The sequence below is a fragment of the Alkalicoccobacillus gibsonii genome (genome assembly GCF_016798245.1).
Classification (GTDB): domain Bacteria; phylum Bacillota; class Bacilli; order Bacillales; family Bacillaceae_D; genus Alkalicoccobacillus; species Alkalicoccobacillus gibsonii.
Genome location: NZ_JAEUZA010000003.1, coordinates 546,278 through 571,831, shown reverse-complemented (window position 1 = coordinate 571,831; position 25,554 = coordinate 546,278). Strand labels below are relative to the sequence as shown.

Here is a 25,554-nt window from a genome sequence, read left to right as displayed (position 1 = left end):
CGCCTCCTATTCATTCTGAACTGATGGTTCACCAAACACCGCAAGATCGAGAATCTCGGCAATATCCTTGGTTTTTACTGTTTCGACTTCTGTTGATTTTGTTCCATCTGCTAGCATAGTAAGACAGAAAGGACACGCGCTGCTGATAACACTCGGATTCACTTCCAGCGCCTGCTCTGTGCGAGCTATGTTGACTCTCTTGCCTGTGTCCTCTTCCATCCACATCATTCCACCTCCAGCGCCGCAGCACATCCCATTTTCTCGACTTCGCGTCATTTCAATTAACTCAACACCAGGTATAGCCCTGAGAATATCCCTCGGCTGATCGTATACGTTGTTATAACGTCCAAGATAACAGGAATCATGGTACGTAATTCGTTCATTCATTTCATGTGTGGGTACGAGTCTTTTTTCTTTAATAAGTTGATCCAAAAGTTCGGTATGGTGCAATATTTCAACACCTTCAAGTCCAAAGTCCGGATATTCATTTTTAAAGGTATTAAATGTATGCGGACAGGCGGTTACAATTTTCTTGACGTTGTATTTTTCAAAGATTGAGATGTTTTCCATACAGAGCTCCTGAAAAAGCAGTTCATTCCCCATTCGTCTTGGCGTGTCTCCTGAATTCTTTTCCTCGTTACCGAGAATGGCAAAGTTTACGCCTGCTTTGTTTAACAACCTGGTAAAGGACTTGGAGATTTTCATGCTTCGGTTATCATAGGATCCCATCGACCCAACAAAATACAGAATCTCAAAGTCAGGATTTTCCTTCACCGTAGGCACATGACCAACATCCTCTTCTTCTTTCCAATCCGCACGACTGTTTCGATTGATCCCCCACGGATTGCTCTGTCTCTCGATGTTTTGCATGGCACGCTGGCCGTCTGTTGGCACGCTACCTTCCATTAAGACAAGATGCCGTCTAAGATCTATAATTTTATCGACATGCTCGTTTCCAACCGGACATTGATCCTCGCAATTGCGACACGTTGTACACGCCCAAATTTCTTCTTCAGTCATCACATCTCCAATTAAGTTCAGCTCATCAACAGGCTTTTCCGTGGCAGTCCACATTTGCTTTTGCCTTTGTAAAGTCGGCTCAATCGTTGTCATTGGCCCACTACTCCAGTCGAAGCCCGACGCACTAACTGCTTGAACACCATGTGTTGCAGGCTGTGGAAAAGCAAAAGCCGGAGTCCAAGGCGTTTTTGAAGTCACTGCCCCTTTTTCAGTCAGATGATCACGAAGCTTTACAATGAGATGCATTGGGGATAAGAGCTTCCCTGTATTTGATGCTGGACAGACATTCGTACAGCGCCCACATTCAACACAGGCATAATAATCAAGCATCTGCTTTTGAGTAAAATCCTCGATCTTTCCAACCCCAAACGATTCAGCATTCTCATCTTCTAGGTCCAGCTTTTCAAGCCTGCCTACCGAATCCGTTCGGCCTAAGAAGATATTGATCGGAGCAACAATTAGGTGAAAATGCTTTGATTGCGGAACATAGATCAAAAAGCTTAAGAGAATAAGCAAGTGAATCCACCAAAATGTGTAGAAGCCAATCGCCCCCACTGTGGTGCCAAAACCTTGGAATGGTGCGGCGATAAATGATGTAATTGGTGCAAACCAGGAAGCTTCTAAGCTATGAAACACTCGTTCAAACGCTAACGTTCCAAGAACGGAAATCATTAACGAAATGATTAAGAAAATGACGATACTCGGCTTCCACCCTTTTTTTAACCTTGGTAGCTTTTCACCATATCGACGATACGCTGCATACCCGATTGCAAGCAGAATGAGAAATACCGTTACCTCTTGAGTCAAAACAAAGACGTCGTATCCTGGGATCGGCAACCCTTCAAACCCAAAGCCTTTGACAATGATGTCCAGGGCACCAAACTGAAGGATAATAAACCCGTAAAAGACGACAAGATGCATAATCCCGCTTTTAGGGTCTTTCATTAGCTTTGTCTGCACAAACACTTGCACAAAAAAGATTTTTAATCGTGTGCCTAACTCTTGATCTAGCTTTTTAGGTTGACCCATTTTTACATTGAGATATCGGTTGTACATAATCACTAAAAAGATATACAAACTGAAACCGCTTACAATAAGAAATGATAAAAATTGAATCCACGCAAGCATTCTGAATCAGTCCCCTCATGGATATTCCATGCAACTCGCTACCCTTACCACCAAGATATTACCTCCCCTCTTCAAAAAGACTACAAAAATCGCGTGTTCACTCGTTGACAGAAGGTTGAAATTCGACTAAGATGATTAAAAATGAATGAGTATTCATTCACTATTACATGAAGCTTAACACCGAGGTGGAACGATGACAAGTAGAAAAAAAGAAAAATATCACCAAATTCTTGAAGCAGCAATTACTGTTTTTGCGGAGAATGGCTATCATAAGTCACAAGTTTCAAAGATTGCAAAAGAAGCAGGTGTTGCTGATGGAACCATTTATCTCTATTTTAAAAACAAAGAAGACATCCTGATTTCATTATTTCGCGAAAAGCTTGGCGAGCTTGTTGAGAAATTTCAAACGAGCCTCGAGCATATAACAAATGCAGAGGACGCCATTCGCACGATTTGTCGCATTCATTACACAGAACTTGAATCCGATGTTGATCTGGCTTATGTCACACAAATCGAGCTGAGACAAAGCAATATGGAAATGCGGGTTGCGATCGGGCAAGTGGTGAAGCCTTATATTCAGCTTTTAGAAAGTGTCATTAATCAAGGTATTGAGTCAGGGTTATTTCGAGCGGACCTTGATACAAAGTTAACTCGCCTCCTGCTATTTGGAGCAATGGATGAAGTTGTGACAACCTGGCTCATCTCAGGACAAAAGTACTCGCTAAGTGAGCAAGTAGACAAAACGGTTGAGTTTTTTCTTAAAGGATTACAGGCACACTCATAAATCTTTTATCTTGAAAGGAGAATGATTGATGAATATGTATGTTCTGTTAAAACAAACCTTTGATACTGAAGAAACCATTACAATTGAAAATGGCACCATCTCAGAGGATGGTGTCCAGTTTGTCATCAATCCCTACGATGAATATGCAGTGGAGGAAGCGATTCAACTTCGTGATCAAACAAATGGAAGCGTTTTCGTTGTTTCGGTAGGTCCAGAGCGCAGTGCTGAGGCCTTAAGAACAGCACTTGCAATGGGGGCAGATGAAGCCATCCTCATCCATGATGACCGAATAGGTACAGACGAAGCGTCAGTTTCAAAGGTACTTGCTTCCTACTTAAGTGATCAATCCTATGATCTCATTTTAGGAGGATATTTTTCAGTTGATAACGGTGCTGGCCAAGTAGGTATCCGTTTAGCTAAGCTCCTGAACATTCCACATGTTGGCTCAATTACAGAGTTAAACGTTGATGCTGGGGTTGCGACTGTGAAACGTGACGCTGAGGGGGATACGGAAGAAATTGAGGTAACTCTACCTGCCTTGTTTACTGCTCAACAAGGCTTAAACGAACCTCGCTACCCTAGCTTGCCAGGCATCATGAAAGCAAAGAAAAAGCCATTCACCACACTTAGTCTAGATGATCTATCTATCTCAGAAGATGCGCTTGTCTCGAAAACAACACGACTTGATCTCGCCCTACCTGAAAAGCGCCAAGCTGGAAAAAAGCTCACAGGTGAGCCAAGCGAACAAGTGAAAGAACTAGTCTCTCAGTTAAAAAGCAAAACCAATCTTTTTTAAGGAGGAGATCATATGACAAAACATGTGTTGGTACTCGCAGAACATCAGAACGGTAACCTTAAACAAGTGACGTATGAAGAGATTGAAGCAGCCCGCTTATCTACTCAGGCTGAAGGAGATGTTTCCATTCATCTTGCAGTAGTGGGTCACGAGCTACAGGAAGTGACAGAGCAACTGAAGAATAGTGGCGCGGCTACTATATATTCCGTAGATCATGAGGATTGTAAGCATTATAATCCTGAGGTTTATGCAGCGGTTCTGATGGAACTCATTGAGAAAGCAGGTGCAGACGGAGTCGTGTTCGGTCATACAACGATTGGAAGGGATTTAGCTCCCCTGATCGCTGCAAAATTAGATGCCGGGCATATTTCCGATGTCATCGCCATTGAACAGTCAGGAGATCAAGTGAGGTTTACTAGACCCATCTATGCTGGTAAAGCCTTTGAACAAAAAACCTTCCGCAGCACCCCGTGGGTATTAACGATTCGCCCCAATAACATCACGGCTGCTGTTGGATCCGATATCGAAAGCACGATTGTAGAGGTAGAATATAATCAGCCAAGTACCCTTCGCACGGTTATTAAAGATGTTGTGCAGAAATCAACTGGCACGATTGACCTTGCTGAAGCAAAAGTAGTGATCGCCGGAGGTCGTGGTGTAAAAAGTAGCGATGGCTTTAAGCCACTAGAAGAGCTTGCAGAAGTACTCGGAGGCGCGGTCGGTGCCTCGCGCGGAGCCTGCGATGCGGATTATTGTGACTACGCGCTTCAAATCGGTCAAACCGGTAAAGTGGTGACACCTGAAGTCTATATCGCCTGCGGAATCAGCGGAGCCATCCAGCACGTAGCCGGCATGAGCCAATCACGCCTGATCATAGCGATCAACAAGGATCCAGAAGCACCTATCTTTAAGATCGCGGACTACGGGATTGTTGGGGATCTCTTTGAAGTGGTGCCATTGCTGACGGAGGAGTTTCGGACGGTGTTATCGATGAAGGCATGAATGGATTGGTGACCTCCACCATGGTAAGGTGGGGGTCATTTTCTTGTGGTGATGTTGGGATGTATTTTTCGCTGAGCCGATGTATTCGCCTTTTTCTCGATGTATTTTTCGCTGAACCGATGTATTTGCCTTTTTCCCGATGTATTTTTCGCTGGGCAGATATATTCGCCTTTTTCTCGATGTATTTTCCGCTGAACCGATGTATTTGCTTCAACCTTCTTACTAACTCTACTCTCTTCCTTACTCCCCCTGCTCGCCCAACCAATCCTCCGTACTAATCACCCTAGCAAACTCCTCATGCAAGGTTGCTAGAGTCAGATTATGCATCCTTTCGGCATCATAGGTTATTCCTCTGTGATCAGTTAACTCAAATGCTGCCGTTGCATCTGCTATTAATGTTGTGTGAAATCCTAGGTTTCCACTCATTCTCGTTGTTGTTGAGACGCAGTGTGGGGTGGTTAAGCCAACGATAACTACGTGCTCAATGTTCATTTCTTTTAAACGATTTTCTAAGTTCGTACCGATAAATGCACTGTTCACTGTTTTTTGTATAACTGATTCGTGAGCCAAAGGTGTGACGATCTCCTTAAACTCAACTCCCTCTTTTTCTATGTAAAAACGAGAATCTGGGTGTGATGATACATGTTGAATATGAATCACTGTGTCTCCTTCACTTCGAAAATACTCTAGAATCCGAGCGATATTCTCCTCAGCATCAGGGTTGTTGCGCGTTCCCCATTTCTTGTCTTCAAATGCCTTCTGTACATCAATGACAAGTAATGCCTTTCTCATACTTCCAACTCCCTCCTAAACAAAACAAACGGCCATTCCTCACCTGCCGCATTCACATACGTCTCTTCACTTACACCCATTTGAATAAATCCATTACTCACTAACACTTTTTGTGAGGCAATATGGTTCGTGGTCGTTTTGGCTTCAAGTGCTCGTACGTCCGGTAGTGTCTTCGCTTCATCAATTAATAGCTTCATTGCTAACGTAGCAAGACCTCGGCCTGCAACGCTACTTGCCATACGGTAACCAATTCCTCCTACTCCATCATCGTCAACGTCAACAAGATTCACCCTACCTATAATGTCACCAGCCCCGTCTTTCACTAGATAAAAATAGGAACGCTGCTCAGCCTGCTCTTGCAATAATGCGCGGTGACTCTTGCAAAATGTCTTATAATCATAATAATCATCACCACGGCCTGGAACCATCTTTTCAAAATAATCACGGTTCTCCACTTCAAATTGATAGAGCGCAGCCTTATCTTCTTCTTTTAACATAGAAATGAAGACTAACCCCTTCTCAAGTTCAAGCTCATCCAACAAAGGAACGCCGTACTCTCCCTTAAGCGGGATCTCAGGCTTATGTTTTCTCGCTTCTGTCACTGCATCCTTGATTATTCGAGTTAGGCGATAACCTCTTCTTTGATAGAATCCGAGCGCCTGCATATTATCGTTTGTTGTAATGATCTTTATCTCGTTGCAGGTTCGCTTCACTTCATACTCAACGGCTTTAAGCAAAGCTGAGCCAATCCCTTGCCCTTCATCTACGCTATCTAAAGAGATTATTTCACAAACTCTATCCTTCACTATATATGTAATAAGACCTCTAATTTCATCTTGATCATTAAATACGATGAATCCATCTAACTCGCTGCAGTTAAATACTCCACTTGATGTGACCATTTCATCTGTACCCCAGTGTTTGATAAAAAAGTATTCTACGTTTTGACGCTGTTTTTCTTTAATTTTATGGACAATCATCTTGATGCCTCCCTTCCATTTATTCTACTTCTTATTGGGTAATTATGGTATAGTATACGCGAACAAATTTAGGAAAGGAGTGGTAGCATGGATTCTGTCTGGTTCGCTATCGCGCTAATTGGATTTGCTTATTTTATCGGAGATGGACTTAAACACTTTAAAAAAGGTAAACCTAAAAGTGGAAACTACAGTGAACTTTTAGATGATGAACTCTGGGGTACTCCTAAACTCGTTAAAGAAAGCAAAATCCACGATTACACAGGCCTTTCAAAAGAGGACGCAAAGACACTCGTAAAGGATTATCCCTCTGTTCCTCACTTAAAAGTGAACGGTCAAATCTATTTTCCTTTGAAAAAGCTAAAGGCTTGGATTGATAATCTACCAAACGCATAATGATGTTTTAAAACCTCCTACACCGGTAATGGCATATACATAGGACATGAATGACTGATTAGGAGGTTTTACACATGAACAAAGTAAAAGAGTTAGAGGTAGGCAATCATTATAAGGCCGCAGACATCGATCAGTTTCTTTCAACATCGGATGTAGTCATATTATCTTCAAACGAAAGTGATGTGTTTTCACATCCGGAACGTGAGTACAAGGTTGTTCAGATGTTTGAGGGTTTGTTTGAGCATTCCTCAAATGATGGTGAAAAGTACTATCGTACAAAGCCAGCGTATGTGCTAGACAAAGTGTAAGCTGAATCGCAAGAAGCCCTCAACCATAAGTTGAGGGTTATTTTTCTGTTATTATATTTGGTTCAATCATCGGCATCATTAGATGGTCAGCAATGTTTTCGATGTATGCTCGGTCGAACGACTTTCGCACTAGAAACAATCGATAGACAATAAGAGCTGGACCAACATCAGCCAGCAAATCTAGTTTTTCCGTGTGCAAGGTATGATTTTCTTTTAAATAAGGTTCAATGATGGTCCAAAGGGCCGTTCTAAGCTTACGGTAAAAATCTTTGTGTAACCCTTGCTCAAGTTCTTTATTATGAGGCATCGCCGAACCGATGGCTGTCATGGCTTGTTGATAGACTTCATGTTCTTCACGAAAGCAAAAACAAAGCAAATCAACTAACTGTTCGCGAAGCTCTTTTGTCTGGTCTATTTCATCTATAATTGATTCAAATGGACTGATCGAGGAAACTGCATGGATCACCAGCTCTTCCTTTGAAGCCCATCTACGATAAATAGTTGCTTTCCCTACCTTTGCTTGGTGTGCAATCGCTTCAATTGTTAATGCATCAAACCCAACCTCTGCAAGAAGCTCTAAGGTAGTCTGAACGATGACTTCGTTACGAGATAAATCCATAGGTCTACCACGTTTCGTTTCCTCTTCAGCACGTTGCTTTACGGAATCACTCATGTTTGATCTCCCCCTTATGAGCTTACCTGTTATTCCATCATACCAGTAATTATCTTTTTTTAAAATAAAAAAACGAAACGATTGCGTTTCATTAATTCTGGTGGTACGATACGTTAGGAAACGATGCCGTTTCGTAAATGAATTGATGTATGGGGAGGAATGTATGTGGACGTAGGACATACAGAGGAAATAAGTGCAAAAAAAGATATGCCGGAGATAAAAGTCGTACCGCTTCTAGCCGTATTGCTTTCTGGTGCATTTGTTGCCATTTTAAATGAAACAATTTTAAACGTCGCATTAAATGCCATTACTGTGGACTTTAATGTTGCGTATAGTACGGTTCAGTGGTTAGTCACTGGATATATGTTGATTATCGGAACGTTAATTCCTATCTCGGCCTATTTCATGCAGCGCTTTACAACACGTCAGCTATTTATTACAGCGATGTCGTTATTTACACTTGGAACGATTATCGCAGGGTTTAGCCCAGTGTTCTCCGTCTTACTAGTGGGACGACTCGTTCAAGCGGTCGCAACAGCGATTATGATTCCGCTACTCACAAACGTCATTCTTTCCGTCATTCCAATTGAACGTCGTGGTGCGGCAATGGGTATGGTGGGTCTTGTGATTATGTTTGCACCGGCCATTGGTCCGACTGTATCGGGGTTAATTGTACAAAGCTTATCTTGGCGCTGGTTATTCTTCATTGTTACACCGATTTCCATTCTCTCACTTCTTTTTGGCATAAAGATCTTAAAGAATGTGACAGAGGTTTCAAAACCAAATCTAGATATTCTTTCTTTTATTCTATCAACACTAGGTTTTGGTGGGATTGTATATGGTTTTAGTGCAGCTGGAAAAGGTGATGCAAGCTTCACCGACCCTGTTGTGTTCGCTTGTTTAATTGTTGGGTTTATTTCGCTTGGTCTATTTAGCTGGAGACAGCTACGTTTAGAGAAACCAATGCTTGATATTCGTGTGTTCCGCTATCCAATGTTTTTAGTGGGATTATTACTTGTTATGCTTGTGATGATGACGTTGTTTGCGATGATGCTTGTCTTGCCTTTATACATGCAAGGAGCTCTAGCATTATCCGCTGTAACGGCCGGACTGGTTATGCTTCCGGGTGGGTTAATTAACGGAGCCATGTCTCCAATTATGGGACGTTTATTTGATAAATTTGGACCTCGCCCGATCTTAATTCCAGGTACGATCCTTTTGGCGATCTCAGTATTCACTTTCCGTTATACAACCCCAGGTGTTCCTGTTTGGGTAATTGTGCTTCAGCATACATTCCTAATGATCTCTGTAGCGATGATTATGATGCCTGCACAAACAAATGGGTTGAATCAGTTACCGACAAAGCTTTATCCACACGGTACAGCTATTGCTAATACGTTAATGCAGGTATCTGGCGCAATTGGTGCAGCATTGTTCATCGCTGTTATGGAAAATGGACAGCAAAATTTCTTAGCGGATATTGCAAATCCAACCGCTACAGACACGATTGATGCGATGACATACGGTTCTCAATTAAGCTTCTCTACTGGACTTTATTTTGCGTGTGCCGCTGTCATCTTAGCTCTACTTGTTCGTCGTAGTAAGCAAAGCGAATTAAAATAAAAAATCAGCATTGACAAATGATGTCATTCGTTTTACGATGGACACCGAACAGAATAAAGGATCGTTAGGTGAGGCTCCTGTGTTGGAGATACGCTGCTGCCCGGAAACATCGAAAGACGCCAACGGGTCAACAGGAACCATCGAGATAAGGTGGTTTTTAACGTAGCTGGTATTATCCTATGCCACACAGTGCTAAAGCTCTACGAATGAGGTCTGCAATCAAGTTGGATTAGATGTACCCGTATGCGTATTAAGCATGCTCTAACCGCTATTTTACAAAGGTATCTTCATTCGTTGAAGGTACCTTTTTCTGTTTCCTAATGTAGAGAGGAGGAAACAGTGATGCACGCAATGACACTTAAATCAATCATGAGCACCGACTTTTTATCCTATGTAGATACGCTCACGGTAAAGGAGGCTCTATACCAATTAAAAACAACAGATCATTCATCTACATCGCCAAATGTGTACGTGGTTAATGCTGACAATAAACTAGTAGGGAGTCTTTCATTTAGAGAACTTGCAACTTCAGATCAACATGCACCAATATCAGATATTATGAGTTCTACTTATTTATCTCTAAGACTGCATGAAGACTTGGATAAGATTTCAGAACGGATCAAAGAAACCAATGATGTTGCGATTCCCATCATAAATGAAAGCAATCAAATAATAGGAGTTGTCACCACAAATGATCTACGGCGGACACTCGAGGTAGACGCAGACTTCGCTCTCTCTCCTTTAGCCGGAGCAGGCAAACGAGCTCCTTGGTTAATCTTATTAATGATTGTTGGCTTGTTAACAGGTGGTGTGATTAAACACTTTGAACAGGCACTGGAATCTGTGGTTCTGCTAGCGATCTTTATTCCTTTAGTAATGGGGTCTGCGGGCAACATTGGTACCCAATCTTTAGCCATTGTTGTAAGAGGACTCTCTTTAGAAACGTTTAGTCGTAAAGCCATCACACGTATGTTAAAAAAGCAGCTTGGAACGGGAATCCTTACAGGTCTGGCATGTGGATTCGTCATCACACTACTCATCCCACTTCTTCCATACTTCGGTGGGAGTTGGCTTATTGGTGGTATTGTTGGAGTCGCAATTTGCCTGTCTTTATCGATTACTTGTTTAATAGGTGCTATAGTCCCTCTCGTTCTCTATCAATTTAAAATGGATCCAGCTTTCGCATCAGGACCTTGTGTCACAGCGATTAGCGATATTCTTAGCTTATTTATCTATTTTTATATAGCAAGTGCCCTACTTGATTATCTATAAGAAAAGGGCGGGCACCCTTTATAGGGCGCCCACCCTCCTTATTAATCAACAAGTTTTTTATGTTCAATTGCTTTTCGTAAACTTGAGTATACCTTTCCTTCAACCTTAATTCCAAGGTTCACCATTGTTTGCGCCACCTCAGGTCGCACCCCACTCAGAACCGAATCAATTCCAATTAACTTTAGCGAAGACATCACTTTAAAGATTTGGCCGGCTACCATGGTGTCCACTACGCTGACACCTGAAAGATCAATAATAATTCGACTCAGCTTTAACTCAGCACCTTGATCTAGAGCATTCAGTAATAAATACTGTGCGCGATTTGTATCAATTTCTCCGATAAGTGGAATGACCCCGGTATCCTTCGTCAGTTGCACGACAGGAACGGAGAGCTCATCGATTGCATATTTTGCCGTCTCAATAGTTCGATGAAACTCTTCCATATATGACCTGCTAACGATTTGCACGGCTTCATCAACGACAGCATCGAACTCCGAAATAATTGAGTAAAACTCTGTTATACTAAGCTCTTGTCGAATCGCTTCATCTCTTACAATCTCACCTATGCTATTTCGATAATAAGAAATTTCATGCAGGCCAACATCCAAAGGAAACTGTAATTGGACAAGTAAGCCTGATACTTCTTTTCCCCACTTTTCAATATTCTGCTTTGATGAATCAGGAGTGGTTAGGATAGAGTTTGCATAAACTTCAATCAACTTTTTTCTCCATGGAGATAAATGCATTATTAATGTATTATCACTGACTATCGAATGACCTTGTGGCATGGAAATCAGTTCATCCTTATGCTTTAAAATCTCGTCTTTTATCGCCCGGAAGCTCTCATTAGAACCATACATATATAATACTCCTAAATAATTCGACTTTTAGTTCTTCCTTAACTGTACCATTCTTTGAATGAATATCAATGAATAACCATCTAAATCGAATGACGATCGATTTTCTTGAGTCTTTGAACAACAGCAAGTAAAACAAAGGCAAATAAAATTATCGAGAACACCCAATAGTAGGCAAGCAGTACATTTCCAGACTCCACTGCGATATAAATGCTTGTCGGGATCGTTCGCGTTAATCCAGCAATACTTCCGGCAAACATTAATGTTGCCCCAAACTCTCCCAGCGCACGGGCAAAGCCAAGCATGTAAGCCGAGACAACCTGGCGCCAAGTCATTGGAAGCGTCACATGATAGAATACCTTCCATTCACTAGCACCCATCTGTCTTGCTGCTTGCTCAAGCTCATCTTCAACGGCTTCAAATCCATTAATCAGCATCTGATAGATTAATGGAAAGGCCACCACTGTTGCGGCAATGACTGCAGCTACATACGAGAATACAATACTCTGGTTAAACACCGCCTCAAACCACTGACCAACTGGGCTTCGCCTCCCAAAAATTACAAGCAATCCAAAACCAATGACTGTTGGGGGCAGAACTAACGGAAGCATAAGTATGGTTTCAACAACAATTTTCCCTTTAAAGGTCCGTTTCTTTAACCACCAAGCGAAAAGGACGGCTAAAAGAAATGCGAGAACGCTGGCAACAACGACAACACGTAGTGAAACAAAGATGGGGGTCCAAAACTCCTCTACCATTTCTATTCGCCTCTACTAAATCCATACGATTCAAAAACATTTAGCGCTTCCTCTGTTTGTAAATACTCATAAAACTCTACTGCCGTGTCCTGACTAGCCGCCTCTTTTAGTAGACCAATCGGGTATTGTATAGGGTCGTGTGTATCTTCAGGTATTGTTTCAATGAGCTCTATACTTGAAGAGGTTTTTGCATCCGTTTCATAAACAAGTCCTGCATCCGCATTCCCGGTCTCAACGTACGTAAGAACCTGACGTACATCTGATCCGTAAATCAAACGATCCTCTAACTCATCCCACAGTCTGAGAGACTCCAAAGCTTGTTTCGAGTATCTCCCAGCGGGCACACTTTCAGGTTGTCCAATGGAAATCTTTTGGAGTTGATCATTTGTCAGATCATTCACTTCTTGTAATCCATCCGCAACCTCAGGTGTGGCAATTAAGACTAATCGATTCATTAATAGGTTTGATGATTTTTCAACCTCACTCTTTTCAATGAGTTGATCCATATCTGATGATGAAGCAGATAGAAACAGATCTGCCGGAGCACCTTGTGTAATCTGTTCTCTGAGCTTACCAGATGACCCGTAGTTAATAACAAGCTTCACATTGTGTTCCTCTTCATACGCTGGCTTCATCTCTTCAAGTGCATCCGTTAAACTTGCCGCTGCCATGACATGAATGTCTTCTGGTTGTGATGAATTTGCATTTGATCCGCAACCAGCTAGCATCATTGTGAGCACTAAAGCTCCCATTCTCTTCTTCAATCGTACCACTTCCAACCTTTTAATTTATTCTATCAATTATAAGGTAAACATTAGAAGAAAGGTATTCCTCTTAAACGAAAATCAATTCAGTTGACAGTTTTCGTTTTTTCGATTATTATTTGATACGTCAATGATTGACCCATCAAATAGTTTGGAGGTGAACGCTTTTGCGGGATCATGAATCTACTCAAGCCACGGCCCTGTTTCGCTTTAACGAAATTAACAAGCGACTGATGCCTAAGTTTGAGCGTTGTACAGGTATTAGTCAGTCTCGACTTGAAGTCATTCATGCCATCTATGAAGCAAACGAATTAAGTCAAAAAGAACTGCAGCAGCGTGTGAATATTGATCATGCAGCGATCACCAGGCATCTTAAGCAGCTTGAAGAAAAGGGTATGGTCACTAGGCGTAAATCAGAAGAAGATAACCGTGTCACCTTTGTCAAAATGACAGAAGAAGGCCTACGCCGTGTTCTCTCATATTGTGATGAACGTACGCATTTTACAGAGCAGCTGTTCAAGGGACTTTCAGAAAAAGACTGCGATACACTGGATCAGCTATTAAGTCAGATCCAACAAAATATTGATTCAATCGAAAAAAAGGAGAAATAACCCATGCAACCAACAAAAACAAATGACTTTTACGAAATCGTACTAGGTCGCCGTTCCATCCGTTCGTACGACCAAAGTGTAAAAATTAGCAGAGACGAATTAAGCGAAATCATTGCTGAAGCATCAAAAGCACCATCTTCAGTCAACCTTCAGCCTTGGCGTTTTGTTGTGATCGACACACCTGAAGGAAAGGAAACACTTACGCCACTCGCAAAATTCAATAAGATGCAGGTTGAAACGTCTTCTGCAGTCATCGCTGTATTTGCTGATATGCAAAGCCAGGAATACCTTGAAGGCATCTTAACAACAGCTGTGGAACAAGGGTTTATGCCTCAAGAAGTCAAAGACCGTCAGTTGAAAACTGTTACTGGATTACTTGCTGGAATGAGCCATGAGCAGCTAAAAGAAATGAATGTCATTGATGCAAGCTTAATCTCTATGCAGCTAATGCTTGTTGCTCGTGCGCACGGGTATGACACAAACCCAATGGGTGGATATGAAAAAGATAAAATTGCAGAAGCATTTAATATGGATAAAGAACGCTACTATCCGGTTATGCTACTGTCTATCGGGAAAGCAAATGAAGAAGGATACTCCTCTTCACGTCTAGACGTCAATCAAATTGTAGAATGGAGATAACACACATGATTATTACACATGTACGTTTTCAAATTAAAGCAGAAAAAGAAGAAGGCTTCTTAGCGCTAATGCACAACCTCGTAGCAGAAACTCGTAAAGAAGAAGGCAACATTTCATATGAGCTAATGAAAAGCACAGAAGAAGACTACACTTACTCCATGATCGAAACATGGAAAGACGAAGAGGCAACGAAAATTCATAACGCGAGCGAGCATTTCACTGCGTTTTTGAAAGAAATCCCCGAATTCTTAGCTGGACCTGCTGAAGCAAAAGCATTCGCTGGAGAACAGCTTGAAATGTAAGTAATGTGATGAGCCCGGTTGAATCTGTTAAAGATTTAACCGGTTTTTTTGGTCGTTTGCCTCTTTTCGTCGATTCAGCCTATTCTTCGTTGATTTCGTCCCTCTCTTCGTCGATTCAGCCTCCTCTTCGTCGATTCCGCCCTCTCTTCGTCGATTCCGTCCTCTCTTCGTCGATTCCGTCCTCTCTTCGTCGATTCCATCCTCTCTTCGTCGATTCCATCCTCTCTTCGTCGATTCAGCCTCCTCTTCGTCGATTCCGTCCTCTCTTCGTTGATTCAGCCTCCTCTTCGTCGATTCCGTCCTCTCTTCGTCGATTCAGCCTTCTCGATGAATTTCAACCTATCCTCTTAGTAATTTCCCGCCACCTACATAAAAAAGAGAGGATCATCACCTGATCCTCTCCACGTCCTACTTCACGACCAGCCCAAGCATCCTTGCAAAGGCAAGGGCTTGCCACTCTGATACGATACAGCCTTTTAAGTCTTCTAGTGAAACAACCAAGGAATCGAATTGCGATGTACTAAGGTCAATTCCTTTTAGCTTCGTGCGGTCAAAGCTGACTCCATCAAGCTTGCTATCTGTATATTCTACTTCTTTTAATTTGCATTGATAAAAATCAGCACTTGTCAGGTTGCACGCATGAAAAACCACTTTCTCCATTTTTGAATCACCAAATTGGCTAAGGTTTAATAAGCATTCATTAAATGTGACATGTCCGAACCGTCCATCCGATAAATCCGCACCCATGAACTTACAATTTTTAAATGTGACGCGGTGGATACTCGCTTCGCTTAAGTCTGCATTCGAAAAATCACAGTGTTCAAACTGTACATCTGTAAGATCAATTCGTTGAAAGCTATTGTTCTGAAACGAACATTTTGAAATGATCATATTTGATAAATGAACTCGGTCTATCGTTTCATTTTCAAAAATGGACCCCGAAATATTCATTTGACTTAGATATGGATCTTCGTCATCAAAGATCTGGCGAAAATCTCCCGTTATCAATCGCTCTGATATGTTTGGTTTTTTCATTTTCAAGATGTAACACCTACTCTAGTTTTTTGCATTCATCTTAAGTATACCATCCCCTTGTCAACCCCCTGACCTGTTGACAAGATTCGAAAACCGATATAGACTTTCGATATCGAAATTAGAATAAGGAGACGAAATCATGGAAGGACGAGTCATTCGAAAGTTATTTCTAGGATTCATTCAGATTCATATCCTCCACCACGCAAAAGAACACCCGGTATATGGCGTGTGGATGGTTGAAGAATTGAAGGAACATGGATATGAGATCAGTAGTGGAACTCTCTATCCCATTTTGCACGGCATGGAATCAGATGGACTCCTAAAAAGAGAAGACCGCAATGTAGAGGGGAAAATCAGAAAATACTACTCCATTACTAAACAAGGGGAAGACGTTCTGGTTGAGGCACGAAACAAAGCATACGAATTATTTAAGGAAATTAAAGAATAATGTAGGAGGCGAACATGACGTATTTTCAGAAGCTACTTGAGATTCTAGTGGTGTCAACGAAACTCGGACTTACTTCGTTTGGGGGACCTATTGCGCATTTGGGTTATTTTCGTGAAGAATATGTAGACAAGCGTAAGTGGCTCACGGATAAGGCTTATGCAGACTTAGTTGCTCTCTGTCAATTCCTCCCTGGTCCGGCAAGCAGCCAGGTCGGGATCGGAATTGGTGTGTCTCGCGCGGGTACACTCGGTGGATTCATTTCATTCATTGGCTTCACCATGCCATCTGTTCTTGCACTCATTTTATTTGTGTTTCTCGCTAATCAATTTAACGTCATGGATGCTGGCTTTATCCAAGGATTAAAGCTGACTGCAGTAGCAGTTGTTGCCCATGCGATTATTGGTATGGCTGCCAACTTGGCTCCTGATCTAAAACGAAAGACCATTGTTTTATTCTCACTGCTCGCCACATTACTCATCCCACATGTTCTTACTCAGGTGAGTGTGATCGTGATCGCAGGTATCATTGGATGGATTCTGTTTAAAGGCATACAAACCAATCACACGGAATCCTTTTCCATCCCTCTTTCTAAAACAGTTGGCGCCGTTTGTTTAGCTCTCTTTTTCATTTTACTAGCTGGACTTCCTTTTCTCGCTACATGGATGTCCTCTACATGGATTAGCATGATTGATAGCTTTTACCGTTCAGGCTCTCTCGTATTCGGAGGGGGACACGTTGTTCTTCCGTTACTTGAAAGAGAGTTTGTGCCAACCGGTCTTATAAGTGAAGAATCCTTTCTTGCAGGCTACGGTGCGGCACAGGCTGTTCCGGGTCCACTCTTTACATTTGCCGCGTACATAGGTGCTGATATGGCCGGTTGGACAGGCGGATTCATCGCAACTGCAGCCATTTTCCTACCTGCTTTCCTCTTAATCTTTGGTACGCTACCATTCTGGTCGTCTCTAAGCCAGAATAAACAAATGAAAGCTGCGCTACTTGGGGTAAATGCTGCAGTGGTTGGGATTTTAATATCTGCTTTTTACCAACCAATTTGGCTAAGTGCCATTGGCTCAACCATTGACTTTGCGCTCGCAGCTCTCCTGTTCTTTATGCTTGCTTACTGGAAACTGCCTCCATGGACCGTTGTTGTTGCTGGAGCCATTGGTGGTCAGCTGTTGTCCCTTCTTTAAACAAAAATCCCGTCCAGGAATGGATGGGATTTTTACATTATTCTATATGACTCTTGCGCTCACTTTCCGGCTCTAGATGAATCAGAATCTCCGCTTGATTAAACTCATTATTGATTCGTTCTTCCATTCTGTCACACAAATGATGCAAGGTTTCAATGCTTTCATGTGATGAAACAACGAGATGAAAGTCAATATATTCTTGTGCTCCGGCACGTCTTGTCCGAAAATCATGCACTTCAATATATTCCTCATCAAATGTCTCAATAATATCTAAAATCTGTTCTTCTTCCTCTTTTGACAACCGCGCATCGAGCAATGGAGGAAAGGCTTCCTTCATTAGCTTCACCGCTTCTACCATGATGTAAATCGCTAGAACAATTCCAATAATCGGATCTAGAAAATACCAGCCTGTAATGGCAACAATCAGAAGTCCAATAGCTACCCCAAGTGACGTATATACATCAGTTAAAAGATGAAACGCATTGGATTTCATGGCTACCGATTGAACACGATCCGCTTCTTTTTTGACTACCTTTGAAACAATGAAATTCACAGTCGCACCAACAAGCATAACAAGAATGGCGAGCATTGGCATCTGAATATCCTCTGGGTGCAAAAGCTTATGAATACATTCATAGATCACCCAAATACCTGCGACAAAAATGAGCAAGGTCTCGATTGTACCTGAAATGTTCTCTACTTTTCCATGACCAAATGGATGCTCCGGATCAGCTGGCTTCCCTGAAATTCTCACAGAGATGAACGCTATAATCGAGGCTAGCATGTCCAATGAAGAATGAATCGCCTCTGATATAACGGCGACAGAGCCAGTCATGATACCAACAATAAATTTTAACGTAAGAACGGACCCATTACTAATAACAGATAAAAGCGCGATGGAAGATGTTCGATTCATTTGATTCCCTCTTTGTATTAAAGTCGAATCACATCTTAACACAGCCGCTTTGAGTGGGTCTATAGCAATATTCTAGCCCATGTAAACATCTTTAAGCTATGCAAAAAAGAATTGCCTCAGGGAAATTCTTTTAGTGCATAGCCTTATTTATGTTCCGGTTCAGAAATCAAGTTGAGTTTCCATTTCTCTTCAACTAACTCTTTGCTTGATTTGACATCAACCCAGCTCTTAACACACTCAAATCCATTTTTTTGATACAGCGTTCGTGCACTAACAAGCTCTTCATTAGTGAAAAGAATGATTGATTGATAGTTTTGATCTATACAAAATTGAATCACTGTTTGAATGAGTTTTTGACCGAAACCCTTCCCCCTCAAAGTTGGATCCATTAAAAATAACCCTAGTTGGGCCATCTCGCCATCTACTTCATTAACAGCAATCGAGCCTTTGTTTTCTCCATCTATTTCTACGATCCATATGGATTCACGCTGATTTCCGCGTGTAAGAAAACCCTCTACCTTACTTTGTATAAAGGCCTTAAACGTTTCATCGTACTGAAATTCTTGGTGATACAACTCATAATGTGAATTCACAATAAAAGGGACATCACGCTTGGTATATGTGCGAATCATAATGTGCTCCTACTGATTATGTTTTTACTGCTTTCTCCTTAAGTCTTGAATTTCCTTCTGTAGTGCAGCAAGCTGGTTCTGAATAGCAGCCATATCCTGCTGTTGCGTTTCGTTCGAAAGTGCCTGGTTCGCCTCTTCAACCTGAATTTGTTCCAAATCAATCGCTACACCTAATGTCGCAATCGCATCACCCAGCGTTACTAAAATACCTCCAAAGTACGCCAGCTGAGTACCAAAATTAGGAGGATAACGACTGACTAATTCTTGTTTTTGCCCGTTGTTTCTCTTCATAAATAGCGCCCCTTAACGTTAATTCATTATTCTATGCGGGACATAGCTTAAAAGAGATGCACGACTTCTGAATTAGGCAGGTAACCGTAGCCTAGAACATGAATTCTTCTTCATTGGAGAGCTCCATGAGGAATGGACAAATGCTAACGAGTAATATGAATAAGCTTGTGTAAAAAAGTAGAATACCTATAAAAGTGGGTTGCAGCATTACCACTATTGGAATTGATAAAGGAGTTACAAAACCCAGTAAGCCGCTTCTCTTTTTCGACCTCTTCGTCACAAATTGTTCTTTCTCACAATGAGGGCAAGGCAAATCCGGACTAATTGTAAATGAACGCTTCACAGTCTGCCACCAAGCCCACTGTGTTCCACAATGATTGCAAGTAGGGATATAGATCACTCCTTAATGAATATGTGTTGTCCACTGGGCACAGTACTCGTTTACGATACGCTTTTTCTCCACGTTTTCAGTAAATGCAGGAAAAATATAGAGTATATGAACAACCAAATAAAAAACAGGTTCTAATTTTTGAATGGCATCAAATTCTTGTTTTAACTGAGAAATAGATCCATACTCTTTCCAAAAGTCTAGATAATGACAAAGTAAATTTTCTGCTTCTGCCTCAGAAAAAAAACTCCTCACTTCCTTAAATAACTGAACCATACTTAAAAAGGGATGCGTAATGGAACTGTCTGACCAGTCAATGATATAAGGGGTATCCTGCTCAATGATGACATTTCCACCAAATAAGTCACCGTGATCAAGCGAAAGTGGTAGCTCACGTAAAAGTGTACGTACCAAAGCTTGAACCTTAGGTATGGACGAGTGAATGAGCTGATATTCGTTTTGAGGAATTTCTTTTTTCAGCAAGCCCATGGCTCTGTTTAAAGATTGTTCACCAAACATATCAGCAAATCGGCGCACTGGAACTTCCACTTGGATTAACAGATCTCCGGTGACATATCTCTTCTGAACAGAAGCCATCTGACTAACTGTCTCGAGCCAATGGTTAAATTGTCTTGAGAATCCTAGTAACTTGCCTTTTAGACCTTTCATTATGTACATAGAAGGGCCATCCTGGATAGAAAAGACTCGAGGGGTGCAACTGTCTAGTTGACGATGAACAAACGGTTCATGTTTAAATAGTTCAGGGACCGCTTTGATGTAATAACAGTCCCTTGCCGTCTCTACCTGATAAAGTGAACACTTTTCCCAATTCCGAATTTGAGTAATCTCGAGCTTTGTTTTCATTAAGATCTGACTAATCCAATTCTCTACACTCTCTCGCCATCCATATTGCATCCATTGTATGTTGGAAGGTTGACTAGTTAACCAGAGATCAAGAATCCATTGTTGATCTTGTGCCAATAAAGTTCTATTCTCTTGGCATGTTGGTGGTGCCCACACTAGGTGTCGATCTTCTCTAAAAATGGGCGTAAGCAGTTCCACTTCGTACACTCTTTGATCAGGACGTTGATCAAGACATCTCACCACATTTGTTTGTAATTGATACTCATTTAAGAGATAGTCGTTGATAATTTTCGCCTCAGCGATATGAAACTCTGAAGTTTTAAAGGATGGAATAGATACCTGTGTTTTTTCTTTAATAAAAAGCATAAAGTCTTTTGTCGGTTGATAAAGTAAAAGCTGGATATCCATATAACTCTCCTCAGACCACAATCACAAGCAAACCAAACAACACAACCGTTAACCCCACCTGCGTGATCGCTAACTTTGCATATTCCAATTGACGGTCCTTTTCCTGATTTTCCTTCAGTTTTCTAAGCAATGCGCGCTCTCTAATCAAACAAAGAGCATTAACGAATAATAAAAAAAGAAATGGAACCCAGAATCCATGATCAAAGAATAATCGAAAACATAGAAGAATGGTTAGACCGAGAAACACATACGAATACCAAATTCTCATAGTTCTCTCCTCTCCATTTGTTTCATCTCTTTACATCCTACCATCTTTATCCAATTAGCTTCAACATTAAATTGACAGCGTCTGCCAATCAAAAAAGGACACCTAATAGTATCCTTAAGATATTCCTTATCAATCCTTTAAACCTTTTCCATCTAAAATAGGTTGAACGTATTTTTCAATTCTTGCCTCTCTTGTCTTTGCCTGCTTTGCCTGTGAAAAGTACAACAGATAGGCTCGCTGTCGTCCTGGGGTCAACTTTTCAAAGGCTTCTTCTAGCTCAGGATTCTCTTGAAATTTCTGTTGAAGTTCCAAAGGAGTTATCTTCTCTGTCTCAAGATTTACTTCCACTTTTAGTCCGGCTTTCTCCACTTCGATCGCTTGATTTATATATGATAATATCTTTTCACTATTGCTTTCGATTTCTTGAAGATTTTTAAATCGAATCTGCCTAGCCGCTTGTACATTTTTCGTTTGTTGAACAAGTAGTCCATCTGAATCTCTAAGTAGGGCTCCTTTCATAAATAGGAGTGCACAATACTCTTTAAATCCGTGAATCAATACGACATTCTTCCCGTTCACTGTATAACAAGGGTTGCCCCATTTAAATTCCTCGACAACTTGAGCTGCGCAAACGATGTGACGAAGCGCGATAAACTCCTCTTTCCATTTGTTATCCTTTTCTAAAAAAGCATCCACCTTCGCATTCTGATTCATGGAATATCCTCCTTATTGACTTATTCTTATTATACGTAAGGTTAACCATCTACACACAAATGACATAAATGAAAATAAAGAATTTATAAAGAATGTTGTACATTTCTATTTGAATCTATAAATGTGATATAATGAGCATTAACATAATCACATAAAGTGAAAGATAGGAGATAACCGTTATGAAAGATGAAACAAAATTTATCCTTCATTTGGTTCTTGTCGCTTTTTCCATTCTTATTATATCAATGGTTCAGCTTAGTATTATTCCTCTAGAAAAAGCACAGAATGTAGTGTTTACAGGAATCTTGATAGGGGCATTATCTACTCGACAATTATACAAATTATTTAAAAAAGACCAAAACCGCACTAGCTCTACGGACTAGTACGGTTTTTTTACTTTTTGTACGAACGAATAAATGTAAGAAATGCTTTTACTTGAGGAAATGACTCGGCATATTTTGCATGACTTATCCATGTTTTTCGAACGATCTGCTCGTCTTCATTCGCTAACATGGTCACATGATAATCTGAAAGATCTAAGTCACCTACAGCAAGCTCAGGTAAAACGGTTGCTCCAATCCCATGTTTAAGCAATTGTTTGGAGGTTTCCATCTGATCAACCTTTACTTTCGTTAACACTTGATGGTCTGGATGCTGGATTAACCATTGGTTCACAATCGTTTGAAAGCTCGAATCCGCTTGAAATTCAATCAGGACGTTTGATTCCGCTCCTTTCTTCCTTAACAAATACAATTGCTCTTCTAAAAGAAGAATAGATTGAGCTGTTGGTTTGTTACCTCGAGTAATGAATACGTGAAATCCCTCATGCTGTCCAATAATGTCACTTGATAGCCCTGTAAAAAGCTCAACGTTCACCCTTGGATAACTCGTCATAAAATCACTGAGCACAGCAGGCAAATAGTATTGGCCGATCGTTGAAGCTACACCAAGTGATAACGTACCTTCAATCGTATCTGAATCTGTCAATAATGCATTCATCACCTGGTTTGTCTCAGTCATCATCTTTTTAGAAAATGTGATGACTTTTTCTCCACTAGGTGTAGGAACTAGCTTTTTAGGTGTTCGAACAAACAACGACTTTCCCCAATAGGCTTCAATGCTTTTTAATCGTTGACTCACTGCGGGCTGTGATATTAAAAGAGATTTAGATGCCTCTTTAATTGTACCTGCTTCTGATAACGCAACAACTAATTGATGATCCTCAACCTTCATATGTACTCGCCCCTATTATAAGTTTTTCTTATTCAAACGAAGAAGTTTTCTGTCTTTTTCTTATTTTATCCCTTTTGATAAGATAAAACTACATTTACATAGAAAGAAGGAAATCAACGTGAAGATATTTGATGCCCATCTACATATCATTGATAAGCGTTTCCCCATTTACGAAAATCAAGGATTTACACCAGACTCTTATACGGTTGCCGACTATGTAGTTGATGCGAAAGGATTGTCCATCACAAATGGTGCCATCGTGTCTGGCTCCTTCCAAAAATTTGATCAGACGTATCTAAAAGAATCACTCAAACAATTAGGTAGTGGATTCGTTGGTGTGACTCAATTACCTCACACAACAAGCGATGAAGAAATACTGGACTTAAACGAAGCGGGTGTAAGAGGATTGCGTTTTAATGTGAACAGAGGTGGCTCAGAGGATTTATCAAAGTTAGAAGCCTTCTCAAACCGTGTATATGACTTAGTTGGCTGGCATACGGAGCTATACATTAACTCAGCGAAATTAGCTGACATCTATGATGTGCTTACAACCCTACCAGCAGTCTCCATTGATCACTTGGGATTATCCAAGTCAGGTTCAGACGACTTATTAAAACTTGTTTCCCACGGTGTAAAAGTAAAAGCAACAGGATTTGGTCGATTAGATTTTGACGCTGGTGACATGATTAAAGACATTTACCAGATAAACAGTGATGCACTAATGTTTGGAACAGATCTACCATCAACTAGGGCACCAAGACCTTTTAAAGACTCAGACATTGATATCGTGAAAAAGTCTTTAATGGATGATCAAGCGATCCATAAGGTACTGTATCAAAACGCCATGGATTGGTATTTCCGCGGAAAGGGTGAAGAACATGCACTTTAGAATTGCAACCAAAAATGATGTACCAGAGATGGTGCGAATGTTAGCTGATGACGTCCTAGGCTCCAAACGAGAATCATACCAGGACCCTCTACCGAATGAATACTATGAAGCATTTAAAGAGATTGAAGAACAAAAAGGAAATTGCATTTTAGTAGCGGTAGAAGAAGATGAACTTCTTGGATTTCTGCAGCTAACTATCATTCCTAGTCTGTCGCAAATGGGTATGAAGCGTGCACATATTGAAGGAGTTCGTGTGGATAAAAAGTTTAGAGGTCAGCGCATTGGCGAAAAGCTTTTTGAATATGCATTTAAATGCGCTAAAGAAGCAAAGTGTGGCATGGTGCAACTAACCACAGATAAAACTCGAAAAGACGCACATCGTTTTTATGAGCGCCTTGGATTTGTTTCAAGTCATGATGGGATGAAACGACGGCTTTAACGCTTCACCCAATCACTCAAATGTCCAACCCAGCTCATGTAACGTATCCAGTTCATCTTGAGGAAGGTCTTCTTCTGTGCCTTCCTCTACAAATTCGAGTTCATAGATGGATGTTTTAGCAGGGTAACTTTCCAAGATCACTTCAACTGTAATATGGATAAGGTCACCACTTGAAAGTCCATCAAATATACCATCTTCTCCCGAATGATTACTCATTATGATCGCACCATCTTCTTCACTCATGATAAAGTGGTCACCAGACAGATCTTTTGCATACCTACCTTCTATTGTTCCCCTTTTAATGTCAGGTTCTGGCTGTTCTGAACATCCAACGGCTATCAGTAAGAATAAAAGGTTTAACAAAACCATCCTAATCTTGTTCATCTAAACATCCCCTTTCAATACCTTTTTAAAATACTTTCCTAAGAAACGGACATCTTATGGGTAAGACGATCTCTAGGAGGGTAATTGATGGATCTGCCTACAATTCAAACAAATATTTGGGATGCGGTTCTTGCTGTACCTGTTGTCTTAATTGTTACCGAGCTTATTAAATGGATTACGCGCATTCCTCATAAATATATTCCTACCGTTGCCACGATACTCGGAGTTTTAATCTCCGTTTTCTACAGTCACCGGCATGATTTACCGGCTGGACTATTTATGGGATTCTTTTACGGGAATGCAGCCGTTGGAACATACGCTGGAATGAAGACGGCTTTGACCGCTTATCGAAAAAGCAATGTCTCATACGACTGATGATCTAGTTAGTATGTAATTGGGTACGTTTGCTGCAATAAGCGTACACAGAATATCCAATGAGCATACCAATAGCCCCACCTAAGCTGATGGCATTTATGAACTCACTAACTATGATTCCAACAACCGTTCCTACTCCTGCGCCTGCAATCATCCCTAATGGAATTACGCTATCTATGAGAGCTTGTTTTTGTTTTGATTGAGATTTGGCCAGTTCCCCTTTTTTATGCATAGACTTGAGACGGTTAATGACAAAAAGTACTATCATTCCAATTAGTAAAAGCGGTCCTACCGCGTGTAAGATATCCATCTTAATCATCTCCTTTTTGACGATATGTTTCATGCTATACTCAGAGTATTGGATATGAAAATCTTAAA

At 41.0% G+C, this 25,554-nt stretch carries 33 protein-coding genes, 2 pseudogenes and 1 riboswitch; of the genes and pseudogenes, 16 read left to right on the top strand and 19 right to left on the bottom strand.

The features are described from left to right. Window positions 1–6 precede the first annotated feature (6 nt). A complete protein-coding gene (locus tag JNO66_RS14595) occupies window positions 7–2,148 on the bottom strand; it encodes a (Fe-S)-binding protein (protein ID WP_203089192.1) in 2,142 nt (713 codons plus the stop codon). Between the two features lie 193 nt (window positions 2,149–2,341). Here JNO66_RS14595 and JNO66_RS14590 point away from each other — a divergent pair, with 193 nt between their 5' ends. The 3 genes from JNO66_RS14590 to JNO66_RS14580 are packed head-to-tail and all read left to right on the top strand — an operon-like array spanning window position 2,342 to window position 4,730. Further along, window positions 2,342–2,932, top strand: coding sequence for a TetR/AcrR family transcriptional regulator (locus JNO66_RS14590; RefSeq protein ID WP_203089190.1), 591 nt, complete (start codon window positions 2,342–2,344; stop codon window positions 2,930–2,932). Window positions 2,933–2,960: 28 nt separating this feature from the next. After that, a complete protein-coding gene (locus tag JNO66_RS14585) occupies window positions 2,961–3,728 on the top strand; it encodes an electron transfer flavoprotein subunit beta/FixA family protein (RefSeq protein ID WP_203089189.1) in 768 nt (255 codons plus the stop codon). A 12-nt stretch (window positions 3,729–3,740) separates the two neighbouring features. Beyond that, window positions 3,741–4,730 carry an electron transfer flavoprotein subunit alpha/FixB family protein gene (locus tag JNO66_RS14580; RefSeq protein WP_203089188.1) on the top strand — a complete coding sequence of 330 codons (990 nt, stop codon included), beginning with the start codon at window positions 3,741–3,743 and terminating at the stop codon, window positions 4,728–4,730. Window positions 4,731–4,970: 240 nt separating this feature from the next. On the opposite strand, the gene JNO66_RS14575 is transcribed toward JNO66_RS14580, so the two are convergent. The 3 genes and pseudogenes from JNO66_RS14575 to JNO66_RS14565 form a co-directional block, all read right to left on the bottom strand. Continuing rightward, complete coding sequence (locus JNO66_RS14575; protein WP_203089187.1) at window positions 4,971–5,522, bottom strand: cysteine hydrolase family protein; 552 nt, start codon at window positions 5,520–5,522, stop codon at window positions 4,971–4,973. After that, a pseudogene (locus JNO66_RS14570) lies at window positions 5,519–6,007 on the bottom strand (GNAT family N-acetyltransferase); the annotation flags it as partial. The pseudogene JNO66_RS14570 and the gene JNO66_RS14575, both read right to left, overlap by 4 nt. Window positions 6,008–6,031: 24 nt before the next feature. Beyond that, window positions 6,032–6,502: pseudogene (locus JNO66_RS14565) on the bottom strand (GNAT family N-acetyltransferase); the annotation flags it as partial. Between the two features lie 87 nt (window positions 6,503–6,589). On the opposite strand from JNO66_RS14565, the gene JNO66_RS14560 reads away from it, so the two are divergent. Both JNO66_RS14560 and JNO66_RS14555 read left to right on the top strand, forming a co-directional pair. Next, a complete protein-coding gene (locus JNO66_RS14560) occupies window positions 6,590–6,895 on the top strand; it encodes a DNA-binding protein (RefSeq protein WP_203089186.1) in 306 nt (101 codons plus the stop codon). 74 nt (window positions 6,896–6,969) lie between these two features. Next, a complete protein-coding gene (locus JNO66_RS14555; RefSeq protein WP_203089185.1) occupies window positions 6,970–7,203 on the top strand; it encodes a hypothetical protein in 234 nt (77 codons plus the stop codon). Window positions 7,204–7,240: 37 nt separating this feature from the next. On the opposite strand, the gene JNO66_RS14550 is transcribed toward JNO66_RS14555, so the two are convergent. Further along, complete coding sequence (locus JNO66_RS14550) at window positions 7,241–7,876, bottom strand: TetR/AcrR family transcriptional regulator (protein ID WP_203089184.1); 636 nt, start codon at window positions 7,874–7,876, stop codon at window positions 7,241–7,243. A gap of 165 nt (window positions 7,877–8,041) precedes the next feature. On the opposite strand from JNO66_RS14550, the gene JNO66_RS14545 reads away from it, so the two are divergent. Both JNO66_RS14545 and JNO66_RS14540 read left to right on the top strand, forming a co-directional pair. Then, on the top strand, window positions 8,042–9,499 hold the full coding sequence (locus JNO66_RS14545; RefSeq protein WP_273753732.1) for an MDR family MFS transporter: 1,458 nt from the start codon (window positions 8,042–8,044) through the stop codon (window positions 9,497–9,499). A 53-nt stretch (window positions 9,500–9,552) separates the two neighbouring features. Beyond that, window positions 9,553–9,719: riboswitch (M-box (ykoK) riboswitch) on the top strand. A 122-nt stretch (window positions 9,720–9,841) separates the two neighbouring features. Next, on the top strand, window positions 9,842–10,771 hold the full coding sequence (locus tag JNO66_RS14540) for a magnesium transporter (RefSeq protein ID WP_203089182.1): 930 nt from the start codon (window positions 9,842–9,844) through the stop codon (window positions 10,769–10,771). A 41-nt stretch (window positions 10,772–10,812) separates the two neighbouring features. Here the strand turns inward: JNO66_RS14540 and JNO66_RS14535 are convergent, their stop codons facing one another. The 3 genes from JNO66_RS14535 to modA all read right to left on the bottom strand — a co-directional run bounded on the left by JNO66_RS14535 (window position 10,813) and on the right by modA (window position 13,150). Next, window positions 10,813–11,631 (bottom strand): STAS domain-containing protein, encoded by an 819-nt coding sequence (locus JNO66_RS14535; protein ID WP_203089180.1) that lies wholly within the window; start codon window positions 11,629–11,631, stop codon window positions 10,813–10,815. 80 nt (window positions 11,632–11,711) lie between these two features. After that, on the bottom strand, window positions 11,712–12,386 hold the full coding sequence (gene modB / locus JNO66_RS14530; protein WP_203089178.1) for a molybdate ABC transporter permease subunit: 675 nt from the start codon (window positions 12,384–12,386) through the stop codon (window positions 11,712–11,714). A gap of 2 nt (window positions 12,387–12,388) precedes the next feature. Beyond that, complete coding sequence (modA, locus tag JNO66_RS14525) at window positions 12,389–13,150, bottom strand: molybdate ABC transporter substrate-binding protein (protein WP_203089176.1); 762 nt, start codon at window positions 13,148–13,150, stop codon at window positions 12,389–12,391. A 167-nt stretch (window positions 13,151–13,317) separates the two neighbouring features. On the opposite strand from modA, the gene JNO66_RS14520 reads away from it, so the two are divergent. From JNO66_RS14520 to JNO66_RS14510, 3 genes are read left to right on the top strand one after another with little or no spacing between them, the layout of a single operon-like run. After that, the gene (locus JNO66_RS14520) at window positions 13,318–13,761 is read left to right on the top strand and encodes a MarR family winged helix-turn-helix transcriptional regulator (RefSeq protein ID WP_246483291.1); all 444 of its coding nucleotides are present in this window, start codon (window positions 13,318–13,320) and stop codon (window positions 13,759–13,761) included. A gap of 3 nt (window positions 13,762–13,764) precedes the next feature. After that, window positions 13,765–14,400, top strand: coding sequence for a nitroreductase family protein (locus tag JNO66_RS14515; protein WP_203089174.1), 636 nt, complete (start codon window positions 13,765–13,767; stop codon window positions 14,398–14,400). A gap of 5 nt (window positions 14,401–14,405) precedes the next feature. Next, a complete protein-coding gene (locus tag JNO66_RS14510; RefSeq protein ID WP_203089172.1) occupies window positions 14,406–14,702 on the top strand; it encodes a putative quinol monooxygenase in 297 nt (98 codons plus the stop codon). Between the two features lie 408 nt (window positions 14,703–15,110). Here JNO66_RS14510 and JNO66_RS14505 read toward each other — a convergent pair whose 3' ends face one another. Beyond that, window positions 15,111–15,737 carry a pentapeptide repeat-containing protein gene (locus JNO66_RS14505; protein ID WP_246483311.1) on the bottom strand — a complete coding sequence of 209 codons (627 nt, stop codon included), beginning with the start codon at window positions 15,735–15,737 and terminating at the stop codon, window positions 15,111–15,113. Window positions 15,738–15,876: 139 nt separating this feature from the next. Between JNO66_RS14505 and JNO66_RS14500 the strand changes: the two genes are divergently transcribed. Together JNO66_RS14500 and chrA are read left to right on the top strand one after the other, a co-directional pair. Then, the gene (locus JNO66_RS14500; RefSeq protein WP_203089168.1) at window positions 15,877–16,185 is read left to right on the top strand and encodes a PadR family transcriptional regulator; all 309 of its coding nucleotides are present in this window, start codon (window positions 15,877–15,879) and stop codon (window positions 16,183–16,185) included. 14 nt (window positions 16,186–16,199) lie between these two features. After that, a complete protein-coding gene (chrA, locus tag JNO66_RS14495) occupies window positions 16,200–17,375 on the top strand; it encodes a chromate efflux transporter (protein ID WP_203089167.1) in 1,176 nt (391 codons plus the stop codon). 37 nt (window positions 17,376–17,412) lie between these two features. On the opposite strand, the gene JNO66_RS14490 is transcribed toward chrA, so the two are convergent. From JNO66_RS14490 to JNO66_RS14460, 7 genes are all read right to left on the bottom strand, one after another. After that, window positions 17,413–18,291: a cation diffusion facilitator family transporter gene (locus JNO66_RS14490; protein ID WP_203089166.1), complete on the bottom strand. Its 879-nt coding sequence runs from the start codon at window positions 18,289–18,291 to the stop codon at window positions 17,413–17,415. Between the two features lie 143 nt (window positions 18,292–18,434). Then, on the bottom strand, window positions 18,435–18,923 hold the full coding sequence (locus JNO66_RS14485; protein WP_203089165.1) for a GNAT family N-acetyltransferase: 489 nt from the start codon (window positions 18,921–18,923) through the stop codon (window positions 18,435–18,437). A gap of 24 nt (window positions 18,924–18,947) precedes the next feature. Continuing rightward, window positions 18,948–19,214, bottom strand: a complete 267-nt coding sequence (locus tag JNO66_RS14480; protein ID WP_203089164.1) for a hypothetical protein — start codon at window positions 19,212–19,214, stop codon at window positions 18,948–18,950. 91 nt (window positions 19,215–19,305) lie between these two features. Further along, window positions 19,306–19,614: a TIGR04104 family putative zinc finger protein gene (locus JNO66_RS21000; RefSeq protein WP_203089163.1), complete on the bottom strand. Its 309-nt coding sequence runs from the start codon at window positions 19,612–19,614 to the stop codon at window positions 19,306–19,308. Between the two features lie 3 nt (window positions 19,615–19,617). Further along, a complete protein-coding gene (locus tag JNO66_RS14470) occupies window positions 19,618–20,874 on the bottom strand; it encodes a phosphotransferase (protein ID WP_203089162.1) in 1,257 nt (418 codons plus the stop codon). A 10-nt stretch (window positions 20,875–20,884) separates the two neighbouring features. Continuing rightward, window positions 20,885–21,142 (bottom strand): hypothetical protein, encoded by a 258-nt coding sequence (locus JNO66_RS14465; RefSeq protein ID WP_203089161.1) that lies wholly within the window; start codon window positions 21,140–21,142, stop codon window positions 20,885–20,887. Between the two features lie 129 nt (window positions 21,143–21,271). After that, a complete protein-coding gene (locus JNO66_RS14460; RefSeq protein WP_203089159.1) occupies window positions 21,272–21,856 on the bottom strand; it encodes a YdeI/OmpD-associated family protein in 585 nt (194 codons plus the stop codon). A gap of 179 nt (window positions 21,857–22,035) precedes the next feature. Between JNO66_RS14460 and JNO66_RS14455 the strand changes: the two genes are divergently transcribed. Then, a complete protein-coding gene (locus tag JNO66_RS14455) occupies window positions 22,036–22,239 on the top strand; it encodes a hypothetical protein (RefSeq protein WP_203089158.1) in 204 nt (67 codons plus the stop codon). Between the two features lie 10 nt (window positions 22,240–22,249). Here the strand turns inward: JNO66_RS14455 and JNO66_RS14450 are convergent, their stop codons facing one another. Then, entirely contained in the window at window positions 22,250–23,089 is an 840-nt protein-coding gene (locus JNO66_RS14450) for a LysR family transcriptional regulator (protein ID WP_203089156.1), read from the bottom strand. 118 nt (window positions 23,090–23,207) lie between these two features. Between JNO66_RS14450 and JNO66_RS14445 the strand changes: the two genes are divergently transcribed. After that, the gene (locus JNO66_RS14445) at window positions 23,208–23,978 is read left to right on the top strand and encodes an amidohydrolase family protein (protein WP_203089154.1); all 771 of its coding nucleotides are present in this window, start codon (window positions 23,208–23,210) and stop codon (window positions 23,976–23,978) included. Then, the gene (locus JNO66_RS14440; protein ID WP_203089152.1) at window positions 23,968–24,417 is read left to right on the top strand and encodes a GNAT family N-acetyltransferase; all 450 of its coding nucleotides are present in this window, start codon (window positions 23,968–23,970) and stop codon (window positions 24,415–24,417) included. Before JNO66_RS14445 ends, JNO66_RS14440 begins: the two co-directional genes overlap by 11 nt. Window positions 24,418–24,429: 12 nt before the next feature. On the opposite strand, the gene JNO66_RS14435 is transcribed toward JNO66_RS14440, so the two are convergent. Next, window positions 24,430–24,801, bottom strand: coding sequence for a hypothetical protein (locus tag JNO66_RS14435; RefSeq protein ID WP_203089151.1), 372 nt, complete (start codon window positions 24,799–24,801; stop codon window positions 24,430–24,432). A gap of 87 nt (window positions 24,802–24,888) precedes the next feature. On the opposite strand from JNO66_RS14435, the gene JNO66_RS14430 reads away from it, so the two are divergent. Then, entirely contained in the window at window positions 24,889–25,176 is a 288-nt protein-coding gene (locus JNO66_RS14430; protein WP_203089150.1) for a hypothetical protein, read from the top strand. A gap of 4 nt (window positions 25,177–25,180) precedes the next feature. On the opposite strand, the gene JNO66_RS14425 is transcribed toward JNO66_RS14430, so the two are convergent. After that, on the bottom strand, window positions 25,181–25,486 hold the full coding sequence (locus tag JNO66_RS14425; RefSeq protein ID WP_203089149.1) for a hypothetical protein: 306 nt from the start codon (window positions 25,484–25,486) through the stop codon (window positions 25,181–25,183). Between the last annotated feature and the right edge of the window lie 68 nt (window positions 25,487–25,554).